The following is a 15,238-nucleotide window of genomic DNA, read 5'->3' on the forward strand; positions in this document are numbered from 1 at the left end:
CTCGGGTGTCCCGTGCGCCTTGTCCAGAATCAATGAAACTTGCCGCAAAGTGTGCCGGGAGCTACCATTTAACGGTTTTCCGCAGCCCGGATCGTGTGGCGGACGACATGATCGAAATGGTGCCGTCATCGTGGGATGGACACGGCGCGCGGCTCAGGCTGCGGCCGCCGCGGGCGCTGACGCGCCGCCAGTTCGTGATGTTGTTCGTGGCGCTGTCGGGCGCGATGTGGATCGTCGCCATGCTGGGCTGGTGGGGAGGCAATGCCTTCGCGCCAGCCTTTGCATTCCTCCATTCGGCCATCGTGGCCACGGCGCTCCGCGCGTTGTGGCGCAGTGGCGACCGGGGGGAAGACATCAGCATTGGCCCCGACGCGGTGGAGGTCACCACCTCCGTGTCTGGGGCGGTGTTCCGGGCGCATCCCTATTGGGTGCGCCTGTGCATCGAGCGGGATGGCGAAAGGATTTCGCTGGCCTCCAGCGGCAGGCAGGTCCAGGTGGGCAACTTCCTGGGGCCGGCCGAACGCCGGGAGCTGGCGGACAGATTGCAGGATTTACTGGCGGCCGCGAGTGGCCGCAACCGATGACGCATTGGGGTCTAGGCAATGACGCAAGTGAATGGGATGTGGAAGCGGTTGGTGACGGCGTGCACGCTGCTGGCGATGCCGGCGCTGGCCTGGGCGCAGTCGGCGGACCCGAAGCCGTGGCAGCTCAACATGGGCAAGGGCGTGACCGCGTCCTCCCAGCATGCCTATGACGCGCACATGATCGCGCTGTGGGTCTGCATCGTGATCGGCGTCATCGTGTTCGGTGCGATGGGCTACGCGATGTTCAAGTTCCGCCACTCCAAGGGCGCGGTGCCGGCGCAGTTCAGCCACAACACCACGGCCGAGATCATCTGGACCGTCATCCCGGTGCTGATCCTGGTGGTCATGGCCTGGCCGGCGACCGCCAAGCTGATCGCCATGTACGACACCCGCGATTCCGAGATGACCGTCAAGGTCACCGGCTACCAGTGGATGTGGAAGTACGAATACCTGGGCGAGGGCGTGGAGTTCACCAGCCGCTTGGATCGCGAATCGGACCGCCTGCGCCAGAACAAGGCGACGACACAGGAAGAGATCAAGGCGCACCCGCACTATCTGCTGGACGTCGACAACCAGCTGGTGCTGCCCACCAACACCAAGATCCGCTTCGTGATCACCGCCGACGACGTCATCCACGCGTGGTGGGTGCCGGCCCTGGGCTGGAAGCAGGACGCCATCCCGGGCATCGTCAATGAGGCCTGGACCGACATCAAGGAACCGGGCATCTACCGCGGCCAGTGCGCCGAGCTGTGCGGCAAGGACCACGGCTTCATGCCGATCGTCGTGAAGGCGGTGCCGAAGGCCGAGTACGAGCAGTGGCTGGCCTCGAAGAAGCCTGCCCCGGCCGCCGCACCCGCTCCGGCCGCGCCGGTGGAAGAGGCCGCGCCGGCCGACGCCACGACGGCCCCGGCCGTTGAAGCCGCCCCCACCGCCGAGACCCCCGCGCCGTCGGCGCAGGGTTGATCGACCGCCCGCATCAGCTGCAAGAGATTACGCACATGGCCAACACCGCCGTCGATCATCATGACGATCACCACGGTCACCAGCAGAGCTTCATCGAGCGGTGGTTCTTCTCCACGAACCACAAGGACATCGGCACGCTCTACCTGATCTTCAGCTTCATCATGTTCATCATCGGCGCGGGCATGTCGGTGGTGATCCGTGCCGAGTTGATGGTGCCGGGCCTGCAGCTGGTCAGCCCCGAGTTCTTCAACCAGATGACCACGGTGCATGCGCTGGTCATGATCTTCGGTGGCGTGATGCCGGCGTTCGTCGGCCTAGCCAACTGGATGATCCCGCTGCAGGTGGGCGCACCGGACATGGCGCTGCCGCGCATGAACAACTGGTCCTTCTGGATCATGCCGTTCGCCTTCACCCTGCTGCTCAGCTCGTTGTTCCTGCCGGGCGGCGCGCCGGCCGGTGGCTGGACGCTGTACCCGCCGCTGTCGCTGCAGGGCGGCGCGAACGTGGCGCTGACCATCTTCGCCATCCACATGATGGGCATCAGCTCCATCATGGGCGCGATCAACATCATCGCCACGGTGCTCAACATGCGCGCACCGGGCATCGACCTGCTGAAGATGCCGATCTTCTGCTGGACCTGGCTGATCACCGCGTTCCTGCTGATCGCGGTGATGCCGGTGCTGGCGGGCGCGGTGACCATGCTGCTGACCGACAAGTTCTTCGGCACCAGCTTCTTCAATGCGGCCGGCGGCGGCGACCCGGTGATGTACCAGCACATCTTCTGGTTCTTCGGTCACCCCGAGGTCTACATCATGATCCTGCCGGCGTTCGGCGTGGTGTCGGAAATCATCCCGACCTTCAGCCGCAAGCCGCTGTTCGGCTACCAGGCCATGGTGTACGCGACCGCCTCGATCGCGTTCCTGTCGTTCATCGTGTGGGCGCACCACATGTTCACGGTGGGCATGCCGCTGGGTGGCGAGATCTACTTCATGTTCGCCACCATGCTGATCGCCATCCCGACCGGCGTGAAGGTATTCAACTGGGTCAGCACGATGTGGAAGGGCTCGCTGTCCTTCGAGACCCCGATGCTGTGGGCGGTGGGCTTCGTCATCCTGTTCACCATCGGCGGCTTCTCCGGCCTGATGCTGGCCATCGTGCCGGCGGACTTCCAGTACCACGACACCTACTTCGTGGTGGCGCACTTCCACTACGTGCTGGTGACCGGCGCGCTGTTCTCCATCATCGCCGCCACCTACTACTGGTGGCCGAAGTGGACCGGCCGCATGTACAACGAGTTCTGGGGCAAGTTCCATTTCTGGTGGACGATCGTGTTCGTCAACCTGCTGTTCTTCCCGCAGCACTTCCTGGGCCTGGCCGGCATGCCGCGCCGCATCCCGGACTACAACCCGGTGTTCGCGGACTGGAACTTCATCAGCTCGATCGGTGCGTTCGGCATGTTCCTGACGCCGTTCATGATGGCCGCGATCCTGTGGGCCTCGCTGCGCAACGGCAAGAAGGCCGAAGCGCGCGCCTGGGAAAATGCGAAGGGCCTGGAATGGACCGTGCCGTCGCCGGCCCCGCACCATACGTTCACCACGCCGCCGGTCATCAAGGATGGCGACCTGGCGCACGGCGACGTGACGCACTGAAACGGCTGAGCATCGCGCCATGAACGCCCCTGTGCTGACCCCCGAGGAACTCGCGCGCCGCCGCAAGGCGGTGCTGCGCACGGCGTGGGTGATCGGCGGCATCGCGTTCGCGATCTTCGTGGCCTTCATCGGCCGCGCGGTGCTGAGCGCATGAGCGCGGCCAAGTCCAACTCGGCCGGGCTGTTCAAGCTGGTGGGCGTGGCGGTGGCGGTATTCGTGCTGACGTTCTCGCTGGTGCCGCTGTACCGCATCGCCTGCGAGAAGGTGTTCGGCATCCGCCTGGAGCAAGGGCCCGGCCAAGCGGCTGCGGTCGCAGCAGCCAAGGTCGCGCGCACGGTGACCGTGCAGTTCGATGGCGGCGTCAACTCTAAGCTGCCATGGGCGTTCCGGCCGGAACAACTGACCATGGACGTGGTGCCCGGCGAGCTGTACGAGGCGAAGTATTTCGCCCGCAACGACAGTGAGCGGGCCGTCGTCGGCAGCGCGGTGCCGTCGGTGGCGCCGGCCCGTGCCTCGGGCTATTTCACCAAGACCGAGTGCTTCTGCTTCACGGCCCAGACCCTGCAGGCCGGCGAAAGCCGCGATATGCCGGTCCGCTTCATCGTGGACCCGGACCTGCCGGCGGAAGTGAAGACCATCACCCTGTCCTATACCTTCTTCAAGAACGACGCACTGACCGCGCAGATCGGCACGGGCAACGCGTCGCCCTCGCCGCTCGCGGCACCCTGATCACGCTTAGCAACCGGAAGCCACGCCATGGGACAAACCCATTCGCCAGACGCCAACATCTACTTCGTGCCGCACAGCTCCAAGTGGCCGTTCGTGGGTTCCATCGCCATGTTCGTCACCATGGTGGGCGTGGCCAGCTGGCTCAATGACGCAGCCTGGGGCATGTGGGTTTTCTATGCCGGCCTGGTGATGCTGAGTGCGACGCTGTTTATGTGGTTCGGCGACGTGATCCGCGAGTCGGTGAGCGGCCACTACAACCGCCAGGTGGACGTGTCGTTCCGCATGGGCATGGTGTGGTTCATCTTCTCGGAAGTGATGTTCTTCGCCGCGTTCTTTGGCGCGCTGTTCTATGCCCGCACGCTGGCGTTGCCTTGGCTGGGTGGCGAAGGCGATGGCGTGATGACCAACAGCCTGCTGTGGGAAGGCTTCTCGGCGGCGTGGCCGAGCGCCGGTCCGGGCCAGGTGGGTGGTCAGTTCCAGACCATCCCGGCATGGGGCCTGCCGCTGCTCAACACCCTGATCCTGCTGACCTCGGGCGTCACCATCACCATCGCGCACCATGCGCTGAAGGCCGGAAACCGCAGCCAGCTGCTGATCTGGCTGGGCGCCACGGTGCTGCTGGGCTGCGTGTTCCTGTTCTTCCAGGCCGAGGAATACATCCACGCCTACAAGGAGCTGAACCTGACGCTGGGTTCCGGTATCTACGGCTCCACGTTCTTCATGCTGACCGGCTTCCACGGCCTGCACGTGACGCTGGGCACGCTGATGCTGGCGATCATCTGGTTCCGCTGCGCCAAGGGTCACTTCACCAAGGACGACCACTTCGGTTTCGAAGCCGTGGCGTGGTACTGGCACTTCGTCGACGTGGTGTGGCTGGGCCTGTTCCTATTCGTCTACGTGCTGTAAAGCGCGGGCGACGCCGTAGCGAAGAAAGGGCCGGCAATGCCGGCCCTTTTCTTTTGCCCGGTTGGCGCGGCGGGCCGCGCGCGGGACAATGCCCGCTTAGCCCGGATTGACGCCATGCGGCTGGATCCAGCCCATCTTGATGGCCAGCACCACCAGCAGGATCAGGCCCACGGACAGCGCGATGCGGCGGGTCAGTGCGTTGACGGTGCGCTTGCTCTCGCCTTTGTCCACCAGCATGTAATACAGGCCTGCGCCGAGGTTCCACACGATGAGGATGAGGAAGGCGATGATCAGCAGGGTTTTCAGCGAATCGTTCATGGCGTCCTCGACGGGGCCGGCAGTGAGGCGCGCATTATCGCCCCAGTGGCGTGAGCCGATGGTGGGTGCGACATTCGGACGCATGCCGTGAGCCGGCGCATGCCGCTGCCGATCGGATGGATCTTGGCCGTGCTCGCCATGTCGCTGTTCGGCAGCCTGGGTGCCTGGCAGTGGGGCCGGGCGGAACAGAAGGACGCGATGCTGGCCGAGACAGCGCGCGTGCTGACCGAACGACAGGCGCAGTCGCTGGCGGTGGCAGCCGATGCCGCGCGGGCGCAGGCGTACGACTGGGTGGCGGGCGAGGGTGAATTCCTGCCTACCCGCGCGATCCTGCTGGACAACCAGACGCGCGAGCGGCAGCCCGGTGTCCGTGTCTATCGGGTATTTCAGCCCATCGAGGGCGGTGCGCCACTGCTGGTGGAGCTTGGCTGGCGGGTCGTGCCCGGTGACCGCACCATGCCGGCGGTGCCGCCGTTGCCGGGTCGCCATCACGTGGCGGGGCTGCTGGTGCCGCCACCCTCGGAAGGTATTGCCAGCGCCGCCGCTGCCGCGCAACCCGATGGCAGCCTGCTGGTGATCGCGCTGCAGCCGGATGCGCTGGCCAAGGCGCTTGCGCTGCCTGCGTTGTCGCCGCGCGTCCTGAAGCTGGACCCCGACCTGTCGCTCGGTTACGCGCGCGACCTGGACGTCCTGCCCAACACGCTGCCGCCGGAGCGCCACATAGGCTATGCCGTGCAATGGTTCGGACTGGCAGGCGCAGTGTTCGTGACGGCGCTGGTCCTGACCTGGCGCAGCCGGCGTGGCGGCCGAAAGAGCCAGTAGGCGTTCTCTGGACAAGCCCTGCGGGGAAGCACTGGATGCCGGATCCGTTCGTGGTGAGCGTGTCGACCCACGCTCTCTGCGATGGATCGACCCGTCACAACAGCCCGCTCTTGTCGTGAAAAGCGTGGTCTGACAGGCTCGGCACGAACGGCATTCAAGGGGCTTTGCTTGATGGGCGGTGTTGTCCGGCGCCGCCATAGGGGCAATGATCGCCCGGGCGTGAGAAAATGCGCCCATGGACCCAAAACCATTCGATCCCGCCCAGCGGCGTCGCGGGCGGTGGATGCTCGTCGCGCTGTTCGCCCTGTTCTTCGGCACCGTGTTCGGTGCCGGCATCCTGCGGTTCTCCGGCTGGCAGCCGGCGGCGCACAAGAACCATGGCCTGATGTTGCAACCGCCTGCGGACGCGCGAAGCATCGTGCCGCTGCTCGCGGATGGCAGCGCCTACGAATGGCGGCCGGGCGAACGCCGCTGGCGCATCGTCGCCGCGCCGGCACCGGGGTGCGCGGAGGCTTGCCTGAAACTGGCGCAGGACCTGGACAAGGTATGGCAGTTGTTCGGCCACAACGCTGACGAAGTCGACATCCTGTGGGTCGGCGAGTATCCGGACGGGGCGCCGCGGCATCGCGCACTGCGTATGGTGCGCGCGGATGGCCCGTTGCGTGGCCTGCTGCCGCAGGTGGACGATCCGGCCGGCACGCCTGTGTACGTGATCGACCCGCACGGTTTCGTGATCCTGCGCTACGCCCCGGGCTTCGATCCGGCCGGCCTGCGCACGGATGTCTCGAAACTGATCAAGCTCATCTGAGCCCTCGCCCGAACTGCAGATGATGATGAACGCTGTCGCACGTCCCGTGATCTACCGACATTTCCATAGAATCGCCTGGCTGGCGGTGGCCCTGACGCTGTGCGTCGTGGTGTTCGGCGCCTTCGTGCGCCTGTCCGATGCCGGCCTGAGCTGCCCCGACTGGCCCACCTGCTATGGCCGCGCCGCGTGGCCGGGCGCGGTCAACGAAGCCGCTTCGCACGCCGCCAGCGACATCCGGCCGTTCGAGACGCACAAGGCGTGGCGCGAGCAGGTGCACCGCCACATCGCCGCCTCGCTGGGCGTGCTGGTGCTGGTGCTCGCACTGCTTGCTGCACGCCGCCGGCGCTGGGGCATCGCGCAAATCCTGGTTGCCGCCGGCCTGGTCGGCGCAGCGATCCCGCTGTACATGCACGGCGAACACGGCGCGGCCTCGGCGCTCGCGATCCTCGGTGAAGCGATCCTGTTGTTCGCCGCGCTGCGCTGGTCCAACATCGATCTGGCGCGCGCAGGGGCACTGACGCTGGCGGTGATCATCTTCCAGGCGCTGCTGGGCATGTGGACGGTGACCTGGCTGCTCAAGCCGATCGTGGTGATGGGCCACCTGCTCGGTGGCCTGACCACGTTCTCGCTGCTGGTGTGGATGGCGTGGCGCGCGACCGACCGGCCCATCACGCTGGCCGACGCGACCGTGCTGCGTCGCTGGCTGATCGGGGGCCTGGCGCTGCTCGGCATCCAGATCGCACTCGGTGGCTGGGTCAGCGCGAACTACGCGGCACTGGCGTGCGGGCTGGATTTCCCGAAGTGCGTCGGCCAGTGGTGGCCGCCCGCGGATTTCCGCGAGGGCTTCGTGCTGTGGCGTGGTATCGGCGTGGACTATGAAGGCGGCGTGCTGGATGGCGCTTCGCGCATCGCGATCCAGATGACCCACCGCATCATGGCGGTAGTGGTCGCGCTCTATGTGCTGGCGCTCGCGTGGCGCCTGCTCCGCACGCCGGGCATGCGCAGCTGGGCGTTGACGCTCCTGGTGCTGATCGCCGCGCAGGTCACGCTGGGCATCCTCAACGTGAAGCTCAACCTGCCGCTGCCGGTGGCGGTAGCGCACAACGCTGGCGCGGTGCTGCTGCTGTTCACCCTGGTCTCGTTGACCGCGCGCCTGCGCAGGCCTGACTGACATGGCCTCGACGTTCCGTCAGTACTGGGCGTTGACCAAGCCGCGCGTGGTGGCGCTGATCGTGTTCACTGCGATCGTTGGCATGTTCCTCGCCATCGATGGCCTGCCCGATGGTGCGCAGTTGTTGCGCGGCGCGTTGGGTTTCCTCGGCATTTGGCTGGCCGCTTCCAGCGCGGCCGCCATCAACCAGCTGCTGGATGCGCGCATCGACGCGAAGATGGCACGCACCTCCTGGCGTCCGCTGGTACAGGGACAGGTGAAACCATGGCAGGCGCTGGTGTTCGCGCTGGTGCTGGCGGCGCTGTCGATGGCGATCCTGGTGCTGTGGGTCAACACGATCACGGCGATCCTGACCTTCGCCTCGCTGATCGGCTACGCGGTGATCTATACCGTGTTCCTGAAGCGCGCCACGCCGCAGAACATCGTCATCGGCGGTATCGCCGGCGCCGCACCGCCGCTGCTGGGCTGGGCCACGATGACCGGCATGCAGGGCGAGTGGGACTGGCCGCACGCGCTGCTGCTGGTACTGATCATCTTCGTGTGGACGCCGCCGCATTTCTGGGCCTTGGCGATCTTCCGTCGTGAAGACTATGCGCGCGCGCTGGTGCCGATGCTGCCGGTGACGCACGGCGTAACCTACACGCGCTGGCAGATCCTGTTCTACACCGTGCTGCTGGTCGAAGTGACGGTGTTGCCGGTGGTATTCGGCATGAGCGGCTTCTTCTATCTGGGCGGCGCGCTGGTGCTGGGCGCGGTGTTCCTCTGGTACGCATGGCGCCTGCTGGATCCGCCGGACGAGTTCTTCGCCATGCGCGTGTTCAACTACTCCATCGTCTACCTGATGGCGCTGTTCGCATTCCTGCTGGTGGACCACTGGGTGATGCCGCTGCTGCAACCGGCGGCAGCGACGGCCGGTATCGAGTTCGTGCCGGCGGGTTGACGCGAATGGTGCAGGAGCGACGTGAGTCGCGACCGTGTCCCGTCGGTGCTTCTTGTACTTGTCTCGTGCGATGCCGTCGCTACGCTCTCCAGCGCGCGGAATTCAAGGGTGGCTCCGTTCCTGTGGTCGCGACTGACGTCGCTCCTGCAAGGGCTTGGCAAGGCCGGGTTCGGGAAGTCTCTCCACCACCACCGACCCCAGCGACTTCAATCTCGCCGCGCGACCCAGTTCCAGCGCGTCCTCATGCGGGACGCCAGCTGTTGTAGGAGCGACGTCAGTCGCGACCGTGGCTCGCCAGTACGCATTGCATTGACGATGCACGTGGTGCCGCCGCGCGCTCCAGCAGGATATGGATTCAATGTGGCCGCACTCGTGCGGTCGCGACTGACGTCGCTCCTGCAAGAGCTTCAGCGTTCGGGCTTCGCCAGCTGCTCCATCACCACCGGCTCCAGCGATTTCAATCCCGCCGCGCGACCCAGTTCCAGCGCGTCCTCATGCGGGACGCCACCGGCGGCCGCGCCCAGCGTGAGCAGCGCACCGACACGGTTGCCCGAGGCGCAATGCAGCAGTACGTCGCCGTCCTGCGCATCCAGCAACGCATACAGTGCCTTGGCGTTCACCGGCGTGACATCGTCCTTGCCGGCGATCGGCAGCGCTATGTAGTCCATGCCGAGGCGGCGCACTTCGGCGGCCTGATCGTACCCGCGTTCTTCATGCGGGCCGCGCAGGTCGATGACCGTGCGGATACCCAGCGCCCGCAGGCGCGCCAGATCCTCCGGCGATGGCTGGCCGCCGGTATGCAGGCCGGGACGCGGCTGGGTGAATTCCGCCGCCAGCGTGGGGAGTGAGGTGCCGCACAGCAGTGTGGCGAACAGGCAAAGCGCGAAACGTGTCATCACGGACTCCTCAATGGCGGCCGATGCGGGCCTGTAGCAGGGTGCGCAGTTCGTACTTGTCGGCTTCGTCCAGGCCCATGCTGCGCTGTTTGGCCTGGAGTTCGTCCAGGCGCTGCTGCAGCATCTGCTTCTCCAGTTGCACGGCGGCATCGAGGACTTCGAGACGCCAGTTCTCTTCGTCGCCGGGCAGGTCCTGCATCGCCAGCTTCTGCAGCGCGACGACTTCTTCGCGTTCGGCGAAATGCTCCAGCAGCACCCCGGTGGTGATATCGGGTCGCGCGTGCACCAGCGCGATCACCTCCAGCAGCAGATCCATGCCTGCCAGCCGCAACGCCGAGAAGCCATGCGTGGATTCGATCGACAACGCAAGCGCCGGCTTGTGCAGGAGCCGCACGATGATGCTGCGCACGAGGCTCGGCTTCTGGCCGGCCTGCGAAGGCGAAGGACGGCGTGCGGGCGCCGGCGCGGAGGGGACCGTGCTGCCGGCGCCTACGCCGGTGATCTCGGTGAGGCGTTGTCGCATCAGGTCGCCGAACGCACCATCCGGGATCTGCGCGAGCAACGGGCGGGCACGCTCGGCCAGGCGCGCCTTGCCGTCTAGCGTGGACAGTTTGATGTCCTTGGCGAGTTCGTCGAAGAAGAACTGCGACAGCGGCGTCGCCTGCTGCAGGCGCGCATCGAAGCCGGCCGCACCTTCCTGTCGCACGATGGTGTCGGGGTCTTCGCCATCGGGCAGGAACAGGAAGAAGGCCTGCCGTCCATCCTTCATGCGCGGCAGTACCGATTCCAGTGCGCGCCACGCCGCGCGCTGGCCCGCGGCGTCGCCGTCGAAGCAGAAATACACGTCGGGCGCGTTGCGGAACAGCAGCTCGGCGTGCTCCGGTGTGGTCGCCGTGCCCAGAGTGGCGACGGCTTCCTTCACCCCGAACTGGAACAGCGAGACCACGTCCATGTAGCCCTCGACCACGACCAGCCGCGCGATCTTCTGGTTGGCCTGCTTTACCTGCCACAGGCCGTAGAGTTCGCGGCCCTTGTGAAACAGTGCGGTCTCGGGCGAGTTGAGGTACTTCGGGCCGTCATCCTTCTGCAGTACGCGGCCGCCGAAGGCGATCACGCGGCCGCGGCGGTCGTGGATGGGGAACATCACCCGGTCGCGGAATTTGTCGTAGACGTGGCCGCGGTCGTTCTTCGAGAACAGGCCGGCGCGGTCGAGCAGCTTCATCCGGCGCTCGTCGGTACCCAACGCATCCTTCAGCGCCGAATAGCCGTCCGGCGCATAGCCGATCATGAACTGCGTGCGGATCGCCGCATCCACGCCGCGGCCATCGAGATAGGCTTTGGCCTTGTCGCTGGTGTCCAGGTTGCGCTGGAAGAAGCGCGCCGCCGCTTCCAGCGCATTGAACAGGTCGCGGGTATCGTTGTTCTCGTTGCGCTGTTGCGTTTCGCGCGGCACTTCCATGCCGGTGCGGCGTGCCAGTTCCTCCACCGCATCGAGGAACTCGAGGCGGTCGTAGTTCATCAGGAACGACAACGCGGTGCCGTGCGCGCCGCAGCCGAAGCAGTGGTAGAACTGCTTGGTCGGCGATACCGTGAAGGACGGCGAGCGTTCGTCATGGAACGGGCAGCAGGCCGAGTATTCCTTGCCCTGCCGTTTCAGTGGCACGCGCCCCCCGACCACCTCGACGATATCCGTCCGGGCGAGCAGTTCGTCGATGAAGGCGTCGGGGATGCGGGCCATGGATCGCATAGGATGCCACGGCGGGGAGTCTGGCCGCCGCGTTACCATGCGGTCATGCCTGTTGACGCCCCTTCCGATGACGCCCTGCTGGCGCAGTTGAGCGAGGCCATCGGCCGTGGCCATGTCCTGACGGGCGCCCGTGCCACGCGGCGGTACCGGAAGGGCTACCGCTTCGGCGACGGCCCGGTACTCGCCGTGGCGTGCCCGGGCACGTTGCTGGAGCTGTGGCGGGTGTTGCAGGCCACGGTGGCGGCCGGCCGGATCGTGCTGTTGCAGGCGGCCAATACGGGCCTGACCGGGGGCTCCACCCCGGACGGTGACGATTATGATCGCGGCATCGTGCTGGTCAGCACGATGCGCCTCACCGGCGTGCAGTTGCTCGATGACGGTCGCCAGGCGGTGTGCTTGCCGGGCGCGACGCTGGACGTGCTGGAGAAGGTGCTTGCGCCGCTGGATCGCGAGCCGCATTCGGTGATCGGCTCTTCCTGCATCGGGGCGTCCGTACTCGGGGGGGTCTGCAACAACTCCGGTGGCGCGCTGGTGCGACGGGGGCCCGCGTACACCGAGCTGGCGTTGTATGCACAGCTGGGCGACGACCGGGTGTTGCGACTGGTCAACCACCTGGGCATCGCGCTCGGCGACACCCCGGAAGAAATCCTGACGCGGCTCCAGGCCGGGGACTATGCGCCGGATGCCATCACCCACGATCCGGCGCGCGCGGCGTCCGACCCGCACTATGCGGCGCACGTCCGGCACGTCGATGCGCCCACGCCCGCGCGCTACAACGCCGACCCCTCGCGCCTGCACGAGGCGTCCGGCTGTGCAGGACGATTGGCCGTGTTCGCGGTGCGCCTGGACACCTTCGAGAAAGAGGCCGCATCGGTCTTCTACATCGGCAGCAACGATCCGGATGATCTCACCGGCGTGCGCCGCCACCTGCTGACGGCGTTCGAGCGCCTGCCGATCGCGGGCGAGTACCTGCATCGCGATGCTTTCGACATCGGTGACCGCTACGGCAAGGACACCTTCCTGTTGATCGACCGCTTCGGCACCGACAGGGTGCCCGCGGCGTTCGCGCTGAAGAGTCGCGTGGATGGCTGGTGCGAGCGGTTCGGCCTGCGCGGCCTGGCGGACCGCGTGCTGCAGTCGGTCACCGCATGGCTGCCGGACCACCTGCCGCCACGGTTGCGCACCTACCGCGACCGCTACGAACACCATCTGCTGCTGAAAGTCTCGCAGCGTGACGCGGACGCCACGCAAGCGTTCCTCGCCGACTTCTTCGCGCAGCGCGATGGCGCGTTCTTCGCCTGCGATGCCGATGAGGGGCGCAAGGCGTTCCTGCTGCGCTTCGCCGTTGCCGGCGCGGCGGTGCGCTACCGCGCCGTGCATGCAGAACAGGTGGAGGATATCGTCGCGCTGGACGTCGCTCTGCGACGCGACGATCGCGCGTGGGTTGAGGTACTGCCGGCGGACGTCGCCGGCACGATGCTCGCGCGGCTCTACTACGGGCACTTCTTCTGCCATGTCTTCCACCAGGATTACATCGTGAAGAAGGGCGTGGATCCCCTGGCCGTCGAACACCGGCTGTGGTCGCTGCTCGATGCACGCGGTGCCGAGTATCCAGCCGAGCACAACGTCGGCCATCTCTATCGCGCCAAGCCGGCGCTGACCGACTTCTATCGCCGTCTCGACCCCACCAATACCTTCAATCCGGGTATCGGAATGACCAGCAAGCATGCCGGGTGGAAGGAATGAGCGGAGAGGTGCGGGCGAACGTCCTCACGCCTCGCTCCTCGCCCTCCGCTCATCGATCACCGCCGTGATCAGCGCGCCGGCGAAGAACACCACGCTGGCGTAGTAGATCCACACCAGCAGCAGGACCAGCGCACCCATCGAGCCGTACGCGCTGCCGGGTGCGGCTTCGGCAAGGTACAGGCCGATCAGGTAGCGGCCGGTTGCGAACAGCAGCGCAGTGATCGCGCCGCCGAGAAACGCCTGCCGCCACGCGACGCGACGGTCCGGCAGGTAGTGGTAGAAGAAGGCGAACGCCAGCGCGTACAGAAGCAGTGTCGTCGTATAGCCAAGCGCGGGCAGCAGTGAGGGCAGGCGGGCGAAGACCACCTGCAACGCGGTGGTGGCGACCATCGACACGACCAGCAGGAAGCCGATCGCCAACACGACGCCGAGCGAGAACACCCGTTTTTTCACCCATGCGAGCGGACCATCGAGCCGCTGGGCGTCGGTTCGGAAAATCAGGTTCAGCGCGCCCTGCAACTGCGCGAACACCACCGTGGCGCCGACAAACAAGAGCGAGGTGCTCCACCAGCCCGCCAGCGATCCGACGTCCGGCCGTTCGCTGGCGTTGCGGATCACCGTCTCGGCGACCGTGGCGGCGCTGGGGCCCGCCAGTTGGTGGATCTGATCGAGCAGCGACTGCTGCGCCGGCGGGTAGAGCGAGGCGGTCAGCCACAGCAGCAGGACCAGCAGCGGCGCCAGCGACAGCAGCGCGTAGAACGACAGCGACGCGGCCTGCGTCATCAGATCGGTCTCGATGAAGCGCCGCACCAGCGCGATGGGCAGGCTGCGACGGACGCATTCGCCGGCATCGCGCGCCCATGTGCTCAGCGCGCCGAAGGGGGTTCGATGTTCCATGCGCCGAGCGTGGCGCGGGGCGTGTCAGCAGTTCGTTATGGCGGCGTGTCCGCCATGTTCACGCATCGCCGCGCGCGAGTGCCAGCAGCGCATCGCCGCTGACGCGCTGCACGGTCCATTCGTCCAGGCCCACCGCGCCGAGGCTTCGGTAGAAGCGGATCGCGGGTTCGTTCCAGTCCAGCACCGACCATTCGAAGCGGCCGCAGCCACGTGCCACGGCCAGTTGTGCCAGATGCACCATCAGCCGCCTGCCAATGCCGAGCCCGCGGGAGTGCGGCACCACGAAGAGGTCTTCGAGGTACAGGCCGGGTTGGCCGAGGAAGGTCGAGAACGAGTGGAAGAACAGGGCGAAGCCGGCGGGCGTGCCATCGGCCTCGGCGATCACAACTTCGGCGGCAGGGCGTTCGCCGAACAGGTGCGTTTCGAGCAAGGCTGGCGTGGCGACGGCTTCGTGCGCGAGCTTTTCGTACTCGGCCAGGCCGCGGATGAAGGCGAGGATCTGCGGGATGTCGGCGCGGGTGGCCGGGCGCAGGGTGATGGCGGGGGTATCCATGGCGCGAGGATGCCACGGATGGGGCGTGGCGCCAGGATGCCTGGCGCCACGCGGCGGGTTCAGCCCGCGAGCTTCTTCTTGATCAGGGCGGACACCTGGCCCATGTCGGCCTGGCCAGCGAGGCGCGGCTTCAGCACGCCCATCAGCTTGCCCATGTCGGCCGGGCCGGTGGCCCCGATCTCGGCGATGGCGGCTTCGATGGCGGCCAGGATCTCGGCTTCGCCCAGCTTGGCCGGCAGGTAGGCTTCGATCACCACGATCTCGGCGCGCTCGATGGCGGCCAGGTCCTCGCGGCTGGCGGCTTCGAACTGGGTCACCGAATCCTTGCGCTGCTTGACCATCTTTTCCAGCACGGCCAGCACGGCGGCGTCATCCAGTTCGATGCGCTCGTCCACCTCGCGCTGCTTGATGGCGGCATTGATCAGGCGGATGACCGCCAGGCGGTCCTTCTCGCCAGCCTTCATGGCGGCCTTCATGTCGTCGGTGAGCTGCTGTTTCAGGGACATGGT

At 66.6% G+C, this 15,238-nt stretch carries 16 protein-coding genes and 1 pseudogene; 11 read left to right on the forward strand and 6 right to left on the reverse strand.

Annotated elements, in window-relative coordinates; genetic code table 11:
• Positions 1 to 107: 107 nt before the first annotated feature.
• From FB548_RS01590 to FB548_RS01610, 6 genes are read left to right on the forward strand one after another with little or no spacing between them, the layout of a single operon-like run.
• Positions 108 to 584 (forward strand): DUF2244 domain-containing protein, encoded by a 477-nt coding sequence (locus tag FB548_RS01590; protein ID WP_142124052.1) that lies wholly within the window; start codon positions 108 to 110, stop codon positions 582 to 584.
• A gap of 18 nt (positions 585 to 602) precedes the next feature.
• The gene (coxB, locus tag FB548_RS01595; RefSeq protein WP_142123021.1) at positions 603 to 1,547 is read left to right on the forward strand and encodes a cytochrome c oxidase subunit II; all 945 of its coding nucleotides are present in this window, start codon (positions 603 to 605) and stop codon (positions 1,545 to 1,547) included.
• A gap of 35 nt (positions 1,548 to 1,582) precedes the next feature.
• Positions 1,583 to 3,196: a cytochrome c oxidase subunit I gene (gene ctaD, locus FB548_RS01600; protein WP_142123022.1), complete on the forward strand. Its 1,614-nt coding sequence runs from the start codon at positions 1,583 to 1,585 to the stop codon at positions 3,194 to 3,196.
• Between the two features lie 19 nt (positions 3,197 to 3,215).
• The gene (locus FB548_RS18935; RefSeq protein WP_255431468.1) at positions 3,216 to 3,350 is read left to right on the forward strand and encodes a hypothetical protein; all 135 of its coding nucleotides are present in this window, start codon (positions 3,216 to 3,218) and stop codon (positions 3,348 to 3,350) included.
• Positions 3,347 to 3,925 (forward strand): cytochrome c oxidase assembly protein, encoded by a 579-nt coding sequence (locus FB548_RS01605; RefSeq protein ID WP_142123023.1) that lies wholly within the window; start codon positions 3,347 to 3,349, stop codon positions 3,923 to 3,925. The genes FB548_RS18935 and FB548_RS01605 overlap by 4 nt, the downstream gene beginning before the upstream one ends.
• Positions 3,926 to 3,952: 27 nt before the next feature.
• Positions 3,953 to 4,831, forward strand: a complete 879-nt coding sequence (locus tag FB548_RS01610; protein ID WP_142123024.1) for a cytochrome c oxidase subunit 3 — start codon at positions 3,953 to 3,955, stop codon at positions 4,829 to 4,831.
• A 96-nt stretch (positions 4,832 to 4,927) separates the two neighbouring features.
• Here the strand turns inward: FB548_RS01610 and FB548_RS01615 are convergent, their stop codons facing one another.
• Positions 4,928 to 5,149, reverse strand: coding sequence for a twin transmembrane helix small protein (locus tag FB548_RS01615; protein WP_055938145.1), 222 nt, complete (start codon positions 5,147 to 5,149; stop codon positions 4,928 to 4,930).
• 99 nt (positions 5,150 to 5,248) lie between these two features.
• Between FB548_RS01615 and FB548_RS01620 the strand changes: the two genes are divergently transcribed.
• From FB548_RS01620 to cyoE, 4 genes are all read left to right on the forward strand, one after another.
• The gene (locus FB548_RS01620) at positions 5,249 to 5,971 is read left to right on the forward strand and encodes an SURF1 family protein (protein WP_142123025.1); all 723 of its coding nucleotides are present in this window, start codon (positions 5,249 to 5,251) and stop codon (positions 5,969 to 5,971) included.
• 235 nt (positions 5,972 to 6,206) lie between these two features.
• Complete coding sequence (locus FB548_RS01625) at positions 6,207 to 6,779, forward strand: hypothetical protein (protein ID WP_142123026.1); 573 nt, start codon at positions 6,207 to 6,209, stop codon at positions 6,777 to 6,779.
• Positions 6,780 to 6,804: 25 nt separating this feature from the next.
• Entirely contained in the window at positions 6,805 to 7,950 is a 1,146-nt protein-coding gene (locus FB548_RS01630; protein WP_142124053.1) for a COX15/CtaA family protein, read from the forward strand.
• A 1-nt stretch (position 7,951) separates the two neighbouring features.
• Positions 7,952 to 8,890, forward strand: coding sequence for a heme o synthase (gene cyoE / locus FB548_RS01635; protein ID WP_142123027.1), 939 nt, complete (start codon positions 7,952 to 7,954; stop codon positions 8,888 to 8,890).
• Between the two features lie 407 nt (positions 8,891 to 9,297).
• Here cyoE and FB548_RS01640 read toward each other — a convergent pair whose 3' ends face one another.
• Together FB548_RS01640 and dnaG are read right to left on the reverse strand one after the other, a co-directional pair.
• Entirely contained in the window at positions 9,298 to 9,786 is a 489-nt protein-coding gene (locus tag FB548_RS01640) for a protein tyrosine phosphatase family protein (RefSeq protein WP_142123028.1), read from the reverse strand.
• Positions 9,787 to 9,796: 10 nt separating this feature from the next.
• The gene (gene dnaG, locus FB548_RS01645) at positions 9,797 to 11,524 is read right to left on the reverse strand and encodes a DNA primase (RefSeq protein ID WP_142123029.1); all 1,728 of its coding nucleotides are present in this window, start codon (positions 11,522 to 11,524) and stop codon (positions 9,797 to 9,799) included.
• Between the two features lie 54 nt (positions 11,525 to 11,578).
• Between dnaG and dld the strand changes: the two genes are divergently transcribed.
• The gene (gene dld, locus FB548_RS01650) at positions 11,579 to 13,279 is read left to right on the forward strand and encodes a D-lactate dehydrogenase (protein WP_142123030.1); all 1,701 of its coding nucleotides are present in this window, start codon (positions 11,579 to 11,581) and stop codon (positions 13,277 to 13,279) included.
• Between the two features lie 45 nt (positions 13,280 to 13,324).
• On the opposite strand, the pseudogene FB548_RS01655 reads toward dld, so the two are convergent.
• The 3 genes and pseudogenes from FB548_RS01655 to FB548_RS01665 all read right to left on the reverse strand — a co-directional run.
• Positions 13,325 to 14,176, reverse strand: a pseudogene (locus tag FB548_RS01655) (YihY/virulence factor BrkB family protein); the annotation flags it as partial.
• A 58-nt stretch (positions 14,177 to 14,234) separates the two neighbouring features.
• A complete protein-coding gene (locus FB548_RS01660) occupies positions 14,235 to 14,729 on the reverse strand; it encodes a GNAT family N-acetyltransferase (protein ID WP_142123032.1) in 495 nt (164 codons plus the stop codon).
• 59 nt (positions 14,730 to 14,788) lie between these two features.
• Positions 14,789 to 15,235 (reverse strand): GatB/YqeY domain-containing protein, encoded by a 447-nt coding sequence (locus FB548_RS01665; RefSeq protein WP_142123033.1) that lies wholly within the window; start codon positions 15,233 to 15,235, stop codon positions 14,789 to 14,791.
• Positions 15,236 to 15,238 lie beyond the last annotated feature (3 nt).

It is taken from the genome of Pseudoxanthomonas sp. 3HH-4, from assembly GCF_006716465.1.
In the GTDB taxonomy this organism is placed as follows: domain Bacteria; phylum Pseudomonadota; class Gammaproteobacteria; order Xanthomonadales; family Xanthomonadaceae; genus Pseudoxanthomonas_A.